At 71.5% G+C, this 15,853-nt stretch carries 17 protein-coding genes; 13 read left to right on the forward strand and 4 right to left on the reverse strand.

The window, feature by feature from the left end; genetic code table 11:
- Positions 1–637, forward strand: a 637-nt coding sequence (locus tag ACFYUS_RS29745) for a chitinase (protein ID WP_388858736.1), incomplete at its 5' end; no start/stop codon positions are given.
- On the opposite strand, the gene ACFYUS_RS29750 is transcribed toward ACFYUS_RS29745, so the two are convergent.
- Together ACFYUS_RS29750 and ACFYUS_RS29755 are read right to left on the reverse strand one after the other, a co-directional pair.
- Entirely contained in the window at positions 628–813 is a 186-nt protein-coding gene (locus ACFYUS_RS29750) for a DUF397 domain-containing protein (RefSeq protein ID WP_388858739.1), read from the reverse strand. The two genes, ACFYUS_RS29745 and ACFYUS_RS29750, sit on opposite strands and share 10 nt — an antisense overlap.
- Complete coding sequence (locus ACFYUS_RS29755) at positions 810–1,646, reverse strand: helix-turn-helix transcriptional regulator (protein WP_388858742.1); 837 nt, start codon at positions 1,644–1,646, stop codon at positions 810–812. The genes ACFYUS_RS29750 and ACFYUS_RS29755 overlap by 4 nt, the downstream gene beginning before the upstream one ends.
- A gap of 178 nt (positions 1,647–1,824) precedes the next feature.
- Here ACFYUS_RS29755 and ACFYUS_RS29760 point away from each other — a divergent pair, with 178 nt between their 5' ends.
- The gene (locus tag ACFYUS_RS29760) at positions 1,825–2,280 is read left to right on the forward strand and encodes a hypothetical protein (protein WP_388859246.1); all 456 of its coding nucleotides are present in this window, start codon (positions 1,825–1,827) and stop codon (positions 2,278–2,280) included.
- On the opposite strand, the gene ACFYUS_RS29765 is transcribed toward ACFYUS_RS29760, so the two are convergent.
- Positions 2,267–3,253, reverse strand: coding sequence for a hypothetical protein (locus tag ACFYUS_RS29765; protein ID WP_388858745.1), 987 nt, complete (start codon positions 3,251–3,253; stop codon positions 2,267–2,269). The genes ACFYUS_RS29760 and ACFYUS_RS29765 overlap by 14 nt on opposite strands.
- Before the next feature lie 36 nt (positions 3,254–3,289).
- Between ACFYUS_RS29765 and ACFYUS_RS29770 the strand changes: the two genes are divergently transcribed.
- The 3 genes from ACFYUS_RS29770 (at position 3,290) to ACFYUS_RS29780 (ending at position 6,180) form a co-directional block, all read left to right on the forward strand.
- Positions 3,290–4,651 (forward strand): aspartate aminotransferase family protein, encoded by a 1,362-nt coding sequence (locus ACFYUS_RS29770; protein ID WP_388858748.1) that lies wholly within the window; start codon positions 3,290–3,292, stop codon positions 4,649–4,651.
- A 67-nt stretch (positions 4,652–4,718) separates the two neighbouring features.
- Positions 4,719–5,417 (forward strand): GntR family transcriptional regulator, encoded by a 699-nt coding sequence (locus ACFYUS_RS29775; protein WP_388858751.1) that lies wholly within the window; start codon positions 4,719–4,721, stop codon positions 5,415–5,417.
- Between the two features lie 112 nt (positions 5,418–5,529).
- Entirely contained in the window at positions 5,530–6,180 is a 651-nt protein-coding gene (locus tag ACFYUS_RS29780) for a hypothetical protein (RefSeq protein WP_388858754.1), read from the forward strand.
- 25 nt (positions 6,181–6,205) lie between these two features.
- Here the strand turns inward: ACFYUS_RS29780 and ACFYUS_RS29785 are convergent, their stop codons facing one another.
- Positions 6,206–6,910, reverse strand: a complete 705-nt coding sequence (locus ACFYUS_RS29785; protein WP_388859249.1) for an SLATT domain-containing protein — start codon at positions 6,908–6,910, stop codon at positions 6,206–6,208.
- Between the two features lie 288 nt (positions 6,911–7,198).
- Between ACFYUS_RS29785 and ACFYUS_RS29790 the strand changes: the two genes are divergently transcribed.
- The 8 genes from ACFYUS_RS29790 (at position 7,199) to ACFYUS_RS29825 (ending at position 15,688) form a co-directional block, all read left to right on the forward strand.
- Positions 7,199–7,534, forward strand: a complete 336-nt coding sequence (locus ACFYUS_RS29790; RefSeq protein WP_352018515.1) for a YbaB/EbfC family nucleoid-associated protein — start codon at positions 7,199–7,201, stop codon at positions 7,532–7,534.
- A gap of 66 nt (positions 7,535–7,600) precedes the next feature.
- Positions 7,601–8,200 carry a recombination mediator RecR gene (gene recR, locus ACFYUS_RS29795; protein ID WP_030747474.1) on the forward strand — a complete coding sequence of 200 codons (600 nt, stop codon included), beginning with the start codon at positions 7,601–7,603 and terminating at the stop codon, positions 8,198–8,200.
- 47 nt (positions 8,201–8,247) lie between these two features.
- Positions 8,248–8,910, forward strand: coding sequence for a DUF5063 domain-containing protein (locus ACFYUS_RS29800; RefSeq protein ID WP_388858757.1), 663 nt, complete (start codon positions 8,248–8,250; stop codon positions 8,908–8,910).
- Positions 8,907–10,910 (forward strand): tetratricopeptide repeat protein, encoded by a 2,004-nt coding sequence (locus ACFYUS_RS29805; protein WP_388858760.1) that lies wholly within the window; start codon positions 8,907–8,909, stop codon positions 10,908–10,910. The genes ACFYUS_RS29800 and ACFYUS_RS29805 overlap by 4 nt, the downstream gene beginning before the upstream one ends.
- An 18-nt stretch (positions 10,911–10,928) precedes the next feature.
- On the forward strand, positions 10,929–11,327 hold the full coding sequence (locus ACFYUS_RS29810) for a hypothetical protein (RefSeq protein WP_388858763.1): 399 nt from the start codon (positions 10,929–10,931) through the stop codon (positions 11,325–11,327).
- A 59-nt stretch (positions 11,328–11,386) separates the two neighbouring features.
- Positions 11,387–13,189: a tetratricopeptide repeat protein gene (locus ACFYUS_RS29815; RefSeq protein WP_388858767.1), complete on the forward strand. Its 1,803-nt coding sequence runs from the start codon at positions 11,387–11,389 to the stop codon at positions 13,187–13,189.
- Between the two features lie 115 nt (positions 13,190–13,304).
- A complete protein-coding gene (locus ACFYUS_RS29820) occupies positions 13,305–14,585 on the forward strand; it encodes an aspartate kinase (RefSeq protein WP_388858769.1) in 1,281 nt (426 codons plus the stop codon).
- Entirely contained in the window at positions 14,582–15,688 is a 1,107-nt protein-coding gene (locus tag ACFYUS_RS29825) for an aspartate-semialdehyde dehydrogenase (protein ID WP_388858772.1), read from the forward strand. Before ACFYUS_RS29820 ends, ACFYUS_RS29825 begins: the two co-directional genes overlap by 4 nt.
- Positions 15,689–15,853: the final 165 nt, after the last annotated feature.

Here is a 15,853-nt window from a genome sequence, read left to right on the forward strand (position 1 = left end):
CACGGACCCGGACCCCTCCGGATTCGTCGTCTCCGAGGCCCAGTTCAACCAGATGTTCCCGAGCCGGAACCCCTTCTACACGTACGCGGGCCTCGGGGCCGCCCTCAAGGCCTACCCCGGCTTCGCCACCACCGGCACCGACACGGTGAAGAAGCAGGAGGCCGCCGCCTTCCTCGCCAACGTCTCCCACGAGACCGGCGGGCTCTACTACATCGTCGAGCAGAACACCGCCAACTACCCCCACTACTGCGACGCGACGCAGTCGTACGGCTGCCCCGCCGGCCAGTCCGCGTACTACGGCCGCGGCCCCATCCAGCTCTCCTGGAACTTCAACTACAAGGCGGCCGGTGACGCCCTCGGCATCGACCTGCTCAACAACCCCTGGCGCGTCGAGCAGGACCCGTCCGTCGCCATGCAGACCGGCCTCTGGTACTGGAACACCCAGAAGGGCCCCGGCACCATGACCGCCCACAACGCCATGGTCAACGGCGCCGGCTTCGGCCAGACCATCTGGGCCATCAACGGCAGCCTGGAATGCAACGGCGGCAACCCGGCCCAGGTCCAGAGCCGGGTCACCAAGTACCAGCAGTTCACCCAGATCCTGGGCGTTCCCGCCGGCTCGAACCTCTACTGCTGACGGTCGGCCCATCCAAGAAACGCGGTCCAGGCGGCGGGCTCCACGGCGAACGTGGGCCCGTCGCTGACCTTGGAGTCGCGGAGGTGGACGGCGTGGGCGCAGGTGGCGACTTCTACGCAGTTCCCTCCGCCATCGTCGCTGTAGCTGGACTTGAACCAGTGCAGGGTCTCGCTCATCTCCGTACTCCCGCCAACTCCTCGATGACGCCCAGCGACCTGCGCGGATCCAGGGCCTGTGCCCGGATCTTCGCATACCGCTGCCGATGGGTACTGACCTTCGTCCGGTCGGTGATCAGCAGGCTTTCCCCCTGGATCTCCAGGTAGGTCACGTGGTCGTGGGCCGGGGTCTCCACGATGTTCAGGTCGCCTCGGGCCCCTGCGTACTTACCCCCCAACCCCGCGTCCAGCGGGAGCACCTGAAGGTTCACGTTGCTCCTCTGGGCGCACTCCGCCAAGTACAGCAACTGCTCCCGCATGATGTCCTCGCTCCCGATCGTTCGCCTGAGCACCGACTCGTCGAGGATCAGCTCGATCTCGCACACCGGCTTCCGGTCGAACAGCTTCTTCCGGGCCATACGGGCGACGACCAGCTCCTCGATCCGCTCCGGCGTCGGCTCCGGGTAACCGCCGGCGATCAGCGCCCGTGCGTACGCCTCCGTCTGGAACAGCCCGTGGACGACGTGATTGGCGTACAACCACAACGCCACCGCCTTCTGCTCGATCGGCGCGTACTCCCGGAACTGCTCCGGCAGCTTCTCCAGCCGTACGAGCTCCCGCATCTCCTCGAAGATGCCCGTGCCGCCGCCGAGGACGCTTTCGAGCTGGACGAGCATGTCGTCGCTCACCGGGTGGATGAGGCGCTCCATGGCGCTGATGGCCGCGCCGGTGAAGCCCATTTGCGCCCCCAGATACTCCTGGGTCCATCCCTTCTTCAGTCGCAATCGCTTGGCCACGGCGGCCGCCATGCGGGCCGCGGGGCCGACTGTTTCCCTGTTTTCCGCTCGTGCCATTCATGCTCCCCATTCGGACTCAACCGATCTCAACCGGTCTCAACTGCTCCCCGCCGAATTCGACTGCGTGCGAGGTGCGTTGACGCAGGTCAAGGGGTTGTCGACGCGCCCGCCGCAGTCGTGGAAAACGCTAGCGCCGACGCGGGAGCATGGTGTCGTGATTGAAGAGAATCGGGAAGTGAAGGTGGATTGGATTCCAGTTTCCGGATTCCAACTCCGTAAGGCGGGCGTACAATTCGACGCCGTTCGCGTGGACGGTGACGAAGGGCGTCGGCTGGCCGACTGGATGGAGGCGCTGACGGGGGGAGACCCGGGGCCCGTCGTGATGGAGGCGAACGGTCGGCGCGGGGTCTATTTCCTCGTGCCGCCGGGCTCGACGGCGCACCGGGCGTGGCCGCGCGGGGTGACGCGCTTCAACGCGGGACCGGCGCACGTGAGTTACGTACCGGTGCCGGCGCTCACCGGGAGGACCTGGCCCCTGGCGTGGCGGTTCCCGCCGACGTGTCAGGACCGCTTCGTGCACCCGCTGTTGCTGCGGAGCGCCGTGTCGGAGCTCTTTGCCGACCAGGGGTCGGCGGGGGAGTACCGGGAGGAGGTCGTGCGCACGGATCCCGGCCGGTTCAGCCCCGCTTGACCAGCCAGGTGAAGGCCAGGGCCGGGGTCAGGGAGGCGAGGAGGGCGGGCAGGCGGTCGTGGCCCGCCACTTCGAAGCCGAGGGCGACCGGCAGCAGCAGGGCCAGGCCGACGAGGAGGATGCCGAGGGCGGGGAGGTGGACATCCGGCTCGAAGCGGCGCAGCCCGTGCACCTCGTTGTCGTCCATGGAGCCGGAGAGGATCCCGCCCGCGATCAGGGTCCAGGGGCCGCCCCAGATGGCGAACGGGATGAGGAAGTACCAGAACGTGTCGCGGGAGCCGTTCTCGACGACGGGTACCGCCGGGTCGCGGGGCGCGAAGTACACGCCCACCTTCGTGCGGCCGGCCACGGGCCGCTTGACGCGGGTGTACACGTCGCGGACGGTGACCTCGCGCGGACCCGACGCGTACGGGATCCGCAGGACGAGGTCGGTGGTGTAGTACGGGTCGTGGTCTTCGTCGCCCTTGTGGAAGACGGGATCGCTCACGAGACGGACCACGGGGACCCGGTACTGGTCGTACCCGGCGGCCTCCAGGCGCTCGGTCTCGCGGCCGTAGTCGCTGTCGATGGTGAAGACCGCCATGAACGCGGCGGCGGTGGCGAGGGCGACGCCGAAGCCGAACACGTACCGCAGGGCGGGGTTCGGCCGGCGGGTCTCCCGGTACGGCTTGGACAGCGGGTCCCGGGAGCGGTGGGTGGAGGCCCGGTACGAGGCGAGGACCCAGGCGGCGGCGAAGGCGACGGAGAGTCCGGCGAGCGCCAGCGGGGCCACGAGCGGCGGGTACGGGGAGACCCCCGCGAGGGAGACGGGCAGGGCCGCTCCGGCGCTGAGGACCATGCCCCAGCCGGTGAGCGTCGTGGCGGCGCTGCGACCGGGCGTGTCCATGCCGCGCAGCATAGGGGTGCCGGAGCCGTCGGGGACGGCCCAGCAAGGTGTCGGGTCCGCCACGGTCTCGATGGACAAGATGGCCATGGCCCGTCCCACCTGCGGTTCCTTACCCTCGACCGCATGACCCCTCATGTCGAACCCGATCCCCAGGCCGGCGCGGCCGTCAAGGCCGCCGACCGCGCGCACGTCTTCCACTCCTGGTCCGCACAGGGACTGATCGACCCGCTCGCCGTCGCCGGCGCGGAGGGTTCGTACTTCTGGGACTACGACGGCAACCGCTACCTGGACTTCACCAGCGGTCTCGTCTACACGAACATCGGCTACCAGCACCCGAAGGTCGTCGCCGCGATCCAGGAGCAGGCCGGGAAGCTCGCGACCTTCGCGCCCGCCTTCGCCGTGGACGTCCGCTCCGAGGCCGCACGCCTCATCGCCGAGCGCACCCCGGGCGACCTGGACAAGATCTTCTTCACCAACGGCGGTGCCGAGGCCGTCGAGAACGCCGTCCGCATGGCCCGGCTGCACACCGGCCGTACGAAGGTGCTCTCCGCCTACCGCTCGTACCACGGCGCCACCTCCACGGCGATCAACCTGACCGGTGACCCGCGCCGCTGGCCCTCCGACACGGCCTCCGCGGGCGTCGTGCACTTCTGGGCGCCCTTCCTCTACCGCTCGCCCTTCTACGCCACCACCGAGGCGGAGGAGAGCGCGCGGGCCCTCCAGCACCTGGAGGACACGATCGCCTTCGAGGGTCCGGCGACGATCGCCGCGATCATCCTGGAGACCGTGCCCGGCACCGCCGGCATCATGACCCCGCCGCCCGGCTACCTCGCCGGCGTCCGCGAGATCTGCGACAAGTACGGCATCGTCTTCATCCTCGACGAGGTCATGGCCGGCTTCGGCCGCACCGGCAAGTGGTTCGCCGCCGAGCACTTCGACGTCGTGCCCGACCTGATGACCTTCGCCAAGGGCGTGAACTCCGGCTACGTGCCGCTCGGCGGCGTCGCCATCAGCGAGAAGATCGCCGCGACCTTCGACAAGCGCCCCTACCCGGGCGGCCTGACCTACTCCGGTCACCCGCTGGCCTGCGCCGCCGCCGTCGCCACCATCAACGTGATGGCCGACGAGAAGGTCGTCGAGAACGCCGCCCACATCGGCGAGAACGTCCTCGGCCCCGGCCTGCGCGCGCTCGCCGAGCGCCACCCGTCCGTCGGCGAGGTCCGCGGCATGGGCGTCTTCTGGGCCCTCGACCTGGTCAAGAACAAGGAGACGCGCGAGCCGCTCGTCCCGTACAACGCGGCCGGCGAGGCGAACGCGCCGATGGCGGCCCTCGGCGCGGCGGCGAAGAAGAACGGCCTGTGGCCCTTCATCAACATGAACCGCACCCACGCGGTTCCCGCCTGCAACGTGTCCGAGGCCGAGGCCAAGGAGGGCCTGGCGGCCCTCGACGCGGCCCTCTCGGTGGCCGACGAGCACACGGTCTGACCTCGTAACGAGGAGGCCCCCTCCGTCTGGACTAGGGTGTCCGAAACCGGACGGAGGGGGCCGACCCATGCCCGCGAGCGGAGCTGTCACGCGCAACACCTTGCGACAGCAGATTGCGGACGCGCTGCGTGACGAAGTGCTCGCAGGACGTCTCGAGCCGGGCGAGGAATTCACCGTCAAGCAGATCGCCGAGCAGTACGGGGTCTCCGCGACGCCCGTCCGCGAAGCCCTCGTCGACCTCTGCGCGCAGGGCCTCCTCGACTCCGACCAGCACCGCGGCTTCCGCGTCCACCAGTACTCGATCGGCGACTACCGGAACATGGTCGCGGCCCGGACGCTCGTCGTCGACGGCATCTTCCGCCGCCACGCGGACGGCCCTCCCGCCGTCCCCGAGCCCGACCACGCCATCGCCCTCGCGCTCGTCTCCGTACGCCGCCGGGGCGAGGCCGCCGCCCGCGCCGCCCGCGCCGGGGACCTGGACATCCTCATCGGCTACGACATCCGCTACTGGCGCGAGCTGGGCCGCCTGGTCTCCGCCAACGACTACATCGCCGACTTCCTGCACCGGCTCCGCGTCCAGGCCTGGGTCTTCTCCGTGCCCTACCTGCGCTCCGAGCGGGACCTCCTCGGCTGGCTGTGGAGCGGGCACGTGGACCTGGTCGACGCGATCACCCGCCGCGACGCGGAGGCCGCCGTCGAGGTCGTCCGGGAGTACAACGCGCACTCGCTGGAATGGGCGGACCGCCTGGAGGCGCGGGCCCGCTGACGTGCCATCCGGTTGAGGCCGGGCCTCCGGGGGCAGGTCACCGGCGGGTGGGCGTCGTCGGCCGAGCCGACTACCCTGGCCGTCCCTGCAACCGACGGAGAGCGAGCCTCCCTTGGCCTGTGACCTGTGGCTGGTCCCCCTCGTCGACGTGCTGTGCCACAGCCCCGACAATCCCTTCGCCGAAGAGATAGCCGCCTACGACGCCGTGCTGAGCGCCTCGGGCCTGCCGACCGTGCCCGTCTACGCGTACATGCCGGGGCTCTCCGGGGACGTCGCTCCCGTCGCGGGCTTCGACTACGAGGCCCTGCACTTCCTGCGCCGCGCCTACCTGCTCCAGATGTGCGGGCTGCCGGTCGAGCCGGTCGGCGCGCTCGGCGGGGACTACGAACAGCTCCTGGAGATGTTCGAGGCGACCGCGCAGCAGTCCCACCTGGTCTGGCACTACGACCACGCGGGCGCGTACGTGCCGGTGGACTTCCCCGTGCCGCTCGCCAGCGACGAGCTCCTCGAAGGCGGCGGGCCGCTCGGCTCCTCGTACGGCCTCCTGCGCGAGCTGGAGTTCGTGGCCCCCTCGATCGGCATCGACCCGATGAACCCGCCCGCCGCCCCCCGGCCCCCGGAGCGGCCCACCACCCTGGAGGAGCCGGCCGAGACCGGCCCGTACGAGGACCACCCCTTCGCCCGGGAGCGCCACGTCTGGCTGGGCCTGCACGCGGCGGCGACCCGGAGCCTCGCCCAGGGCTCGATGATCATCCTGAGCTGATCCCGACGCGTACCGGAGGCCCGCGTCAGCGGGCCTCCGGAGGCCGCTGACGCGGCATGTTCGGGCGGGTGCCCGGCGGCAGGGGGAAGCGGCCCGAGGGGTGGGGGATCTCCGCGCGCGCCGGGGTCACGCCGGCCGACTGGAGCGCCAGCGGCGCCGGGCCCGAGCGGAACTCGACCATCCAGTCCGCGGTCTCCACCCGCACCAGCTCCGTCACGTCCTCCGAGAAGCGGCGCAGCACGCCGAGACAGCGCTCGGCCGCCTCGCTCGCCGTGCCCTCCGTGGGGCCCAGGACCTCCCGGACGCTCTCCGCGGCCCAGTCGAACTGCAGGGCCTGGAGCCGGCGCTGCACGGCCTGCGCCGTGGCCACGTCCCGCATCCAGCCGGACGTCAGGCCGAAGAACCGGTCGCAGGCCAGGCAGGCGGCCCCGAGCAGCAGCGACAGATAGCCCCAGCCCGCGAGGCCCTCGGCGACCCCGGTCACGTCGAGCAGGGGCAGCGCGGCCCCCGCGACCACCCCGGCGGCCGTGCCGATCCGCAGGATCCGGGCGGCCCGGCGCTTCCAGACGCGGTCGGAGAGGTACCACTCGGCGGTGCGCAGGGCGTTCGTCTCGACCCAGCGGTACAGCTCGTCGAGCCGTTCGGCGGGCTCGCCCCAGTCGCCCAGGGGGAACGGCGTACCGGTCAGGTCGTGGGTGGCGTCTCCCCCGGGGGGCCCCGGCGGCTGCATCTCCGGCTGCTGGCTCACCGGGGGACTCCTCTGTTCAGCTCAGCGCTCATGTCCTTCTGTGACGTGCGGTGCACGTGGTGCCTGCCCTTCCTACCGCCGAATGGTGGGCGACGGACCCGGAATCCCGGGATTTCCGCCCGCAAGAGGGTGTTGATCAGGTAGAGGAGCCCGCAGTTTCTCACTCGAAAGAGTTGCGTCGGCACCCCGCTCGGGGAGCACGTAGGCTCGGGATACCGACGTTCCGACGAGCCGTGGGGACGTTCCGATGACCAGTAGGAGTGAGTGACCGTGATCCCCGGTGGTGGCCAGCCCAACATGCAGCAGCTCCTCCAGCAGGCCCAGAAGATGCAGCAGGACCTCGCCCGGGCGCAGGCGGAACTCGCCGCGACCGAGGTCGACGGCCAGGCGGGCGGCGGCCTGGTGAAGGCGACCGTCACCGGCTCCGGCGAGCTCCGCGGCCTGGTCATCGACCCGAAGGCCGTCGACCCGGAGGACACCGAGACGCTGGCCGACCTGATCGTCGCCGCCGTCCAGGCCGCCAACGAGAACGCGCAGCAGCTCCAGCAGGCCAAGCTCGGTCCGCTGGCGCAGGGCATGGGCGGGATGCCGGGCCTGGGCTTCTGAGCCCCTTCTAAGGCTCGCTTCCAGCCACTACCGTAAGAATCAAGCACTTCCGAGAAGGGCGTTCCGGTGTACGAAGGCGTGGTTCAGGACCTCATCGACGAACTGGGCAGGCTGCCCGGCGTCGGTCCCAAGAGCGCGCAGCGGATCGCCTTCCACGTCCTCCAGGCGGAGCCCACGGACGTGCGCCGCCTCGCGCACGCGCTCCTGGAGGTCAAGGAGAAGGTCAGGTTCTGCGCGGTCTGCGGGAACGTGGCGCAGCAGGAGCAGTGCAACATCTGCCGCGACCCGCGCCGCGACCTCACCGTCATCTGCGTGGTCGAGGAGCCCAAGGACGTCGTGGCGATCGAGCGGACCCGCGAGTTCCGCGGCCGGTACCACGTCCTCGGCGGCGCGATCAGCCCGATCGAGGGCGTCGGCCCGGACGACCTGCGCATCCGCGAGCTGCTCGCGCGGCTCGCGGACGGCACCGTCACCGAGCTGATCCTCGCGACCGACCCCAACCTGGAGGGCGAGGCCACCGCGACGTACCTGGCGCGGATGATCAAGCCCATGGGACTGAAGGTCACCCGGCTCGCGAGCGGGCTCCCGGTCGGCGGCGACCTGGAGTACGCCGACGAGGTGACCCTCGGCCGTGCCTTCGAGGGACGGAGGCTGCTAGATGTATGACGACAGGGCCGGCGCGCTCGCCCGCGCGCTCTCAGGGAGGCTGCTCGATGTCTGACGCCACACTGCACTCCGTCACGCAGGATCCGGACGACTTCGCGGTCCAGATCGCCGACTCGATCGAGAGCTTCATCGTCGCGACGACCGAGGTCGCCAAGGGTGACGAGCCGGACAGCGCCGTGCCCTTCCTGCTCCTGGAGATCAGCCAGCTGCTCCTCGCGGGCGGCCGGCTGGGCGCGCACGCGGACATCGTCCCGGACGAGCGGTACGAGCCGGACACGGGCCCGGAGCCGGACGTCGACGAACTGCGCGAGCGGTTCGCGGTGATGCTGGACCCGGTCGACGTCTTCTCCGAGGTCTTCGACCCGTACGAGCCGCGCAAGGCCCCCGTCCCGGCCCGCATCTCCGACAACCTCGCCGACATCGTCACCGACCTCCGCCACGGCCTCGCCCACTACCGCGCCGGCCGCACCAGCGAGGCCCTGTGGTGGTGGCAGTTCTCGTACTTCTCCAACTGGGGCCCCACCGCCTCCGCCACCCTCCGCGCCCTCCAGTCCCTCGTCGCCCACGTCCGCCTCGACCAGCCCCTCGCCGCCCTCGACGGCCTCGACACCGACGAGGACCTCACCGAGGACGACCTCGCCGAGGAGGCGGGCCGCGTCATGCTGGAGGAGATCGCGGCCCCGCTGGGCCTGCGGGGCAAGCGCGCTTGAGGGGAAGACCGGAGGCCTCCGGAGACCGGTCGGTCGCGGCGGGCGGGGACATCGGAAAGGTCGTCACGGGTGACGGGGTGACCTTCGTCGAGAACGGCGTCCTGCTGCCCGCGGAGTCCCTCTCCGTACCGGACACCAGGCTCGTCCACTTACCGGAACGGACGACACTCTTCGTCGGCCGTACGGAAGAACTGTCCCGCCTGGACGCGGGCGCCCCCTCCGGCGTCCAGGTCCTCTGCGGCCTCGGCGGCATCGGCAAATCGACCCTCGCCGCGCACTGGGCCGCCGGCCGGCTCGACGACCACGATCCTGTGTGGTGGATCACCGCGGAGACGGCCGGCGAGCTGGACGCGGGCCTCGCGGCCCTCGCCCGCGCGATGCAGCCCGCGTACGTGGGGGTCCTCCCGGACGACGCCCTGCGGGAGCGGGCGTTGCAGTGGCTGTCGGCGCATGACGACTGGCTCCTCATCCTGGACAACGTCTCCGACCCGGCCGACGTGAAGCCGCTCCTCGCCCGTGCGACGGGCGGGCGCGTCCTGATCACCACCCGCCGCGCCACGGGCTGGCAGGACCTCGCCGAGACGATCGCGGTACCGGAGCTGGACCCGGCGGAGGCGGCGGCCCTCTTCACGCGCGTCTGCCCCGGGGACGGCGTTCCCGAGGTCTGCGCGGAGCTGGGCCACCTTCCGCTGGCCCTCCGCCAGGCCGCCGCGTACTGCGCCGAGGCGGGCATCACCCCGCGCGCCTACCTGGACCTCCTGGCCCGCTACCCGGCCGAGACGTACGCCCTGACGGCGGAGGGCGGCGAGGCGGGGCGGACGGTGGCGCGGGTGTGGCAGGTGACCCTGGACCGCCTGGGGGACACGCCGCTGGCGGGGCGGATTCTCTCGATCCTGGCGTGGTGGGCTCCGGAGGGGATCCCGAGGCGGTTGCTGGAGCCGTTGGGGAGTCCGGTGGAGGTTACGGAGGCGGTGCGGAGGCTGCGGGCGCACAGCATGATCAGCCTGGACGGGGAGTCGATCGGGGTGCACCGGTTGGTGCAGGCGGTGGTGCGGGCCGGGGGCGGGGGGCGGGAGGAGGCGAGGGGCCTGCTGGCCCGGGCGGCGTCCGGAGTGCAGGGGAACATCTCCGCGACCCTGAACGTGTGCCTGCCCTACGCGACCCAGGTAGCGTCCCTCGCCCAGCACACGGAGCCGGACGAGGACACCGGGGATTGGTGCATGCTCTTCCACTGGGCCGGGATGGTCCTCGGAATGACGACCGACCGCCGCGCCCTCCTGCTCTTCGCGCGAGCCCTGCTCGGCTACACGCGTCTGTACGGCGAGGAGAGCGAGCTCTCTCGCCAGGCCATGGGCGGCTTGGTGCTGCAGCAGCAGCTCGATGGCTCTCCAGAGCTGGCCGGTCTGCCCAAGGAGTACTTCGAGCTCAACATCCGGCTGTACGGCCCTGACGACGCTCGCACGATCGAGGCCCGAGCACAGCTGGCGAAGGCGCTCCTTCCGTCGGACCCTCGCCGGGCCGAGGAGCTGCTGCGGGAGAACGTGGACCGAGCGGCCCGCTCCCTGGGCGAGGACGCCCCGGAGACTCTGGGGGCACGGCGTGCGCTGCTCGGCGCCGACCCCGATCCTCTGAGCGCCTGTGCAGGGCTGGAGGCACTGCTCGCCCGGGCCAGGGAGGTTCTGCCCGAGGACACCGCTCTGATCGACAGCATCGAGAGGTCGCTCGTCGGCAACCTTCTGGACCTGGGACGGACCGACCGGGCCCTCGCCCTCACCGAGGCAGGAGTCGCGGGAGCTCGGACACGGTTCGGTCTGACACATCCGAACACCCTCGTGCGGCGCGGATTCCACGTCTTCGTCCTGACCGAGGCCGGTGAACTCGACCGGGCCCGGCGCCTGGTGCGAGATCTCCTCGACGACTGCGAATCCACCCTGGGCGGAACGCTGTTGACCATGATGGTCCGCCAGCTCGCCCGCGAACAGCTGTCGTTGAACGACTGAGTCCCGCATCATGGCTGCATGGCAGCCTCCACCCCCTCGAAACCCCTCCTCTGGAGCGGAATCGGCGTCGCCACCGTCGGCGTCACCGCCCTCCTCGTCGTCGCCTTCACCGACCTCGGCAAGGCCGACCAGATCGCCAGCGTCGCCGGTTTCATCCTCGCGGTCGTCGGGCTCGGGCTCTCCCTGTGGGCGCAGTTCGGGCGCTCCGGGAGCGGGGTGGAGGCGTCCGGGCCCCGTTCTGTCGCCGCAGGCGGGAACATCGGGGTCGCCGTCACCGGTGACGGGGTGCAGGCCCCGCCCGCCCCGCCCGCCATGCCGGGATCCGGCCCCCCCGCCGCCGGCCCCGTCACCGCCTCCGGTGAGCGTTCCGTCGCCGCCGGCGGGGACATCGGGAGCGTGTCGACGGGCGACGCGTGAGCGGGGGCGTATCGGCGTCGGGGGAGAGGTCCGTCGCGGCCGGCGGGGACATCGGGTGGGTGCACACCGGGGACCGGGTGACGGTGCTGCCGCCCGAGGCGACCGGCCCGGTCCGCTGCCCCGACGGGTTGGTCAACGTCCCCCGTAAATCGGCGCACTTCGTCGGGCGTACGGACGAACTCGCCGTCCTGGAAGCCGCGGAGGAGCCCGTCGTCGTCTGCGGCCTCGGCGGCGTCGGGAAGTCCTCGCTGGTCGCCCGCTGGGCCCGGCGGCAGGCCCCGCACCGTAACCCCGTCTGGTGGATCACGGCGGAGAGCCGGGCCGACGTGGACGCGGGCCTCGCGGGCCTCGCCGCCGCGATGCAGCCGGAGCTGATCGACGTACTGCCGCAGGAGGCGCTGCGGGAACGAGCGTTGCAGTGGCTGTCGGCGCATGACGGGTGGCTGCTGGTCCTGGACAACGTCACCGATCCGGAGGACGTGGCAGGCCTGCTCGCCCGGACCGGGCGGGGGCGGGTGGTGCTGACGAGCCGGTCGACGGACGCCTGGTACGGGATCGGGCGGGTCCTCGACCTGCCCGTGCTGCCGGCGGGCGAGGCCGTGGAGCTGTTCACACGGGTCGCGACGCACGCGGGGCCCCGGGACACCACGGGGGCGGAGGGGCTCTGCGAGAGCCTCGGGCACCTCCCGCTGGCCGTCGAGATCGCCGCCGCGTACTGCGGACGTACGGCGATGCCTCCGCTCGCGTACCTGGAGGAGCTGGGCCGGAGCGGCGGGCCGGGGAACGCGGAGGAGGCCGTTGCGCGGACCCTGCGCGTCACGCTGGAACGGCTCGACGCCTCCGCGCGGGCGGTCCTGCGGCTGCTTGCCTGGTTCGCCCCGGACCGGATCCCCGTGCTGCTCCTGCCGTCCGCGCCGGGAACGCGGGAGGCGCTGGGGGAGCTGGCCGCGCACAGCATGGTGACGCTGCACGAGGACGGGGCGGTGTCGGTGCACCGGCTGGTGCAGGCGGTGGTCCGGCGGCCCGGGGCGGAGGGCCTCGGGCTCGTCGGGGAGGCCCGGCGGGCGGCGGAGGCGGCGATTGTCGAAGCCGTACCGTACGACGTCGAGAATCCGGCCTGCTGGGAGACGTGGCGCGGGCTGGTGCCGCACGTCGAGGCGTATCTGCGGCACGCCGACCCGGCGGAGGACGACGTGCGGCTGCTGGGGGCGCTGTCCGCGGCCGGCACGTACTACGTGCTCGCCGGGCTGCCCGGGGCGGCGGTCGGGGTGTTCGAGCGGGCTCTGGCAGGTGCCGAGCGGCTTCACGGGCCGGAGCATCCGTTCACGCTCGGGGCGCGCGGCTTGCTCCTCGGTACGACGGGAGGCACGGACGGGGCGGTCGAGCGGGCGGCCGCACTGGTGCGGAGCATGACCGAGTCGCTCGGGGCCGACGACATGGGCACGATCCTGGCGCGGATAACCCTCGCGCAGGCGTACGGGGAGGCCGGGCTGCTCGACGAGGCGATCGCCCTCCTGGAGGGCGCGGCCGCGGACCAGGCGCTTCTCTTCGGCGCGGGCGAGGAGCGGACGCTGGGAACGTTGCTCGGCCTCGCCGAGATGTACCAGGCCGCGAACCGCACCTCCGACGCCCTCGCACTGTGCTCGCACGTGGCGGCCGAGTTGCGGACCCTCCTCGGTGAGGAGCGCATGGAGGCCCTGGGCGCGCGAATCCTCCTCGCCGACCTGCACGCGGCCTCGGGGGAGGCCGACCGAGCCCTGGCCGAGTACAGGGACCTGCTGCCCGTCTGCGTACGTGTCCTGGGGGAGCGGCACCCGCTCACCGTTCATGTGGCGGAGGCCCTCGCAGAGCCGACCCCGTGATCACTCCGCGAGCACCCCGTCTCACCATCCGATATCACCCTGGCGTTTCGTCCCCCCTCGATAGACTGAGCCGATCGCAGCATCAGCTGCGGCATAGACTGAGCGAGGAGCGCACGTGGGCCTTGTCGTGCAGAAGTACGGAGGCTCCTCCGTTGCCGATGCCGAAGGCATCAAGCGCGTCGCCAAGCGGATCGTGGACGCCAAGAAGAACGGCCACCAGGTGGTCGTCGTGGTTTCCGCGATGGGCGACACGACGGACGAGTTGATCGATCTCGCCGAGCAGGTATCCCCGATCCCTGCCGGACGTGAGTTCGACATGCTGCTGACCGCCGGAGAGCGGATCTCCATGGCCCTGCTGGCCATGGCGATCAAAAACCTGGGCCACGAGGCCCAGTCGTTCACGGGCAGCCAGGCCGGTGTCATCACCGACTCGGTCCACAACAAAGCGCGCATCATCGATGTCACGCCGGGCCGGATCCGTACCGCCCTCGACGAGGGCAACATCGCCATCGTCGCCGGCTTCCAGGGCGTCAGCCAGGACAAGAAGGACATCACCACGCTCGGGCGCGGCGGTTCCGACACGACCGCCGTGGCGCTCGCCGCGGCGCTCGACGCCGAGGTCTGCGAGATCTACACCGACGTCGACGGCGTGTTCACGGCCGACCCGCGCGTCGTGAAGAAGGCGAAGAAGATCGACTGGATCTCCTTCGAGGACATGCTGGAGCTCGCCGCCTCCGGCTCCAAGGTGCTGCTGCACCGCTGCGTCGAGTACGCGCGCCGCTACAACATCCCGATCCACGTCCGCTCGTCCTTCTCGGGACTCCAGGGCACCTGGGTCAGCAACGAACCGCTTTCCGACGCAAAGGACCAGAAGGTGGAGCAGGCCATCATCTCGGGTGTCGCCCACGACACCTCCGAGGCGAAGATCACCGTCGTCGGCGTGCCGGACAAGCCGGGCGAGGCCGCGGCCATCTTCCGCGCCGTCGCGGACGCCGAGATCAACATCGACATGATCGTGCAGAACGTGTCCGCCGCCTCCACCGGCCTCACGGACATCTCCTTCACCCTCCCCAAGGCCGAGGGCCACAAGGCCATCGACGCCCTGGAGAAGGCGAAGAGCGCGATCGGCTTCGACTCGCTGCGCTACGACGACCAGATCGGCAAGATCTCCCTGGTCGGCGCCGGTATGAAGACCAACCCGGGCGTCACCGCGGACTTCTTCAAGGCGCTCTCCGACGCGGGCGTGAACATCGAGCTCATCTCGACCTCCGAGATCCGCATCTCGGTCGTCACCCGCGCCGACGACGTCAACGAGGCCGTGCGCGCCGTCCACACCGCCTTCGGTCTGGACAGCGACTCGGACGAGGCCGTCGTCTACGGAGGCACCGGCCGATGACCCCGAAGCCGACGCTCGCGGTCGTGGGAGCGACCGGGGCGGCCGGCTCGGTGATGCTCCAGATGCTCACGCACCACGCGGACGTCTGGGGCGAGATACGCCTCGTCTCCTCCCCGCGCTCGGCCGGCCTCCCCCAAGCTCTCGGCTCCGCTCGAGCAGGGGGGACCCCCCTGGCCGCCGTGCGCGGGGAGGAGTGCGAGATCCTCGCGCTGAGCGAGGAGGTCTTCGACGGCGTCGACCTGGCGCTGTTCCTGGTGCCCGAGGACGTCGCCGCCCGCTGGGCGCCGATCGCCGTCTCCAAGGGCGCCGTCGTCGTGGACACCTCCGCCGCCTTCCGGGCGGACCCCGACGTCCCCCTCGTGGTCCCCGAGATCAACGCGCACGCCGCCCGGGTGCGCCCCCGGGGCATCGTCGCCGGACCCGGCTCCACCACCCTCGCGCTGATCGTCGCCGTGGGCGCCCTGCACGCCGAGTTCGGGCTCGCCGAACTGGTCGTCACCGTCCAGCAGGCCGCGTCCGGGGCCGGCGCCGGACAGGCGGGCGTCGACGCGCTCCGCGCCCAGCTCGGCCTGGTGGCCTCCGACGGCGACCTCGGCACCCACCCCGGAGACGTACGGCGGGCCGTCGGCGACAGCACCGGCCCCTTCCCCGGCCCCCTCGCGCTCAACGTCCTGCCCTGGTCGGGCGCCCCCGCCGCCGACGGGTCCTCCACCGAGGAGGAGCGCGTACGGGACGAGACCCGGCGCGTCCTCGGCCTGAGCCGCCTCCGGATCGCCGCCACCTGCGTGCGCGTCCCCGTCGTCACCGGGCACTCCGTCTCCGTCCACGCCCGCTTCGAGAACCCCGTCCCCGTCGGACGCGCCCACGAGGTCCTCGCGACCTCCCCCGGGGTCGTGCTCTACGACGACCCGGCCGCGGGCGACTTCCCCACCCCCGCCGACGTCGTCGGCACCGACCCCGCCTGGGTCGGCCGGGTTCGGCGCTCCCTCGACGACGAGCGCGCCCTCGACTTCTTCGTCTGCGCCGACAACCTCCGCAAGGGCGCCGCCCTGAACGCGCTCCAGATCGCGGAATCCCTTGTCACGGATTTGTGGGATCTGTGAAAGACCTGTGAGCAAAAAGGCGTCAGATACCCCTTGAACTGCGGTGATGCCGTGGTCGACGATGCACTTCCCCCGTACTGCAACCAGAGTTGGGCGGGGCGCGTCTCTGCGTGCACCCACGACCGTGTGGCGCGGGACACGCCGGAGGCGGGGCATCGGGGGAGA

This window comes from Streptomyces sp. NPDC004284 (assembly GCF_042874035.1).
GTDB lineage: Bacteria > Actinomycetota > Actinomycetes > Streptomycetales > Streptomycetaceae > Streptomyces.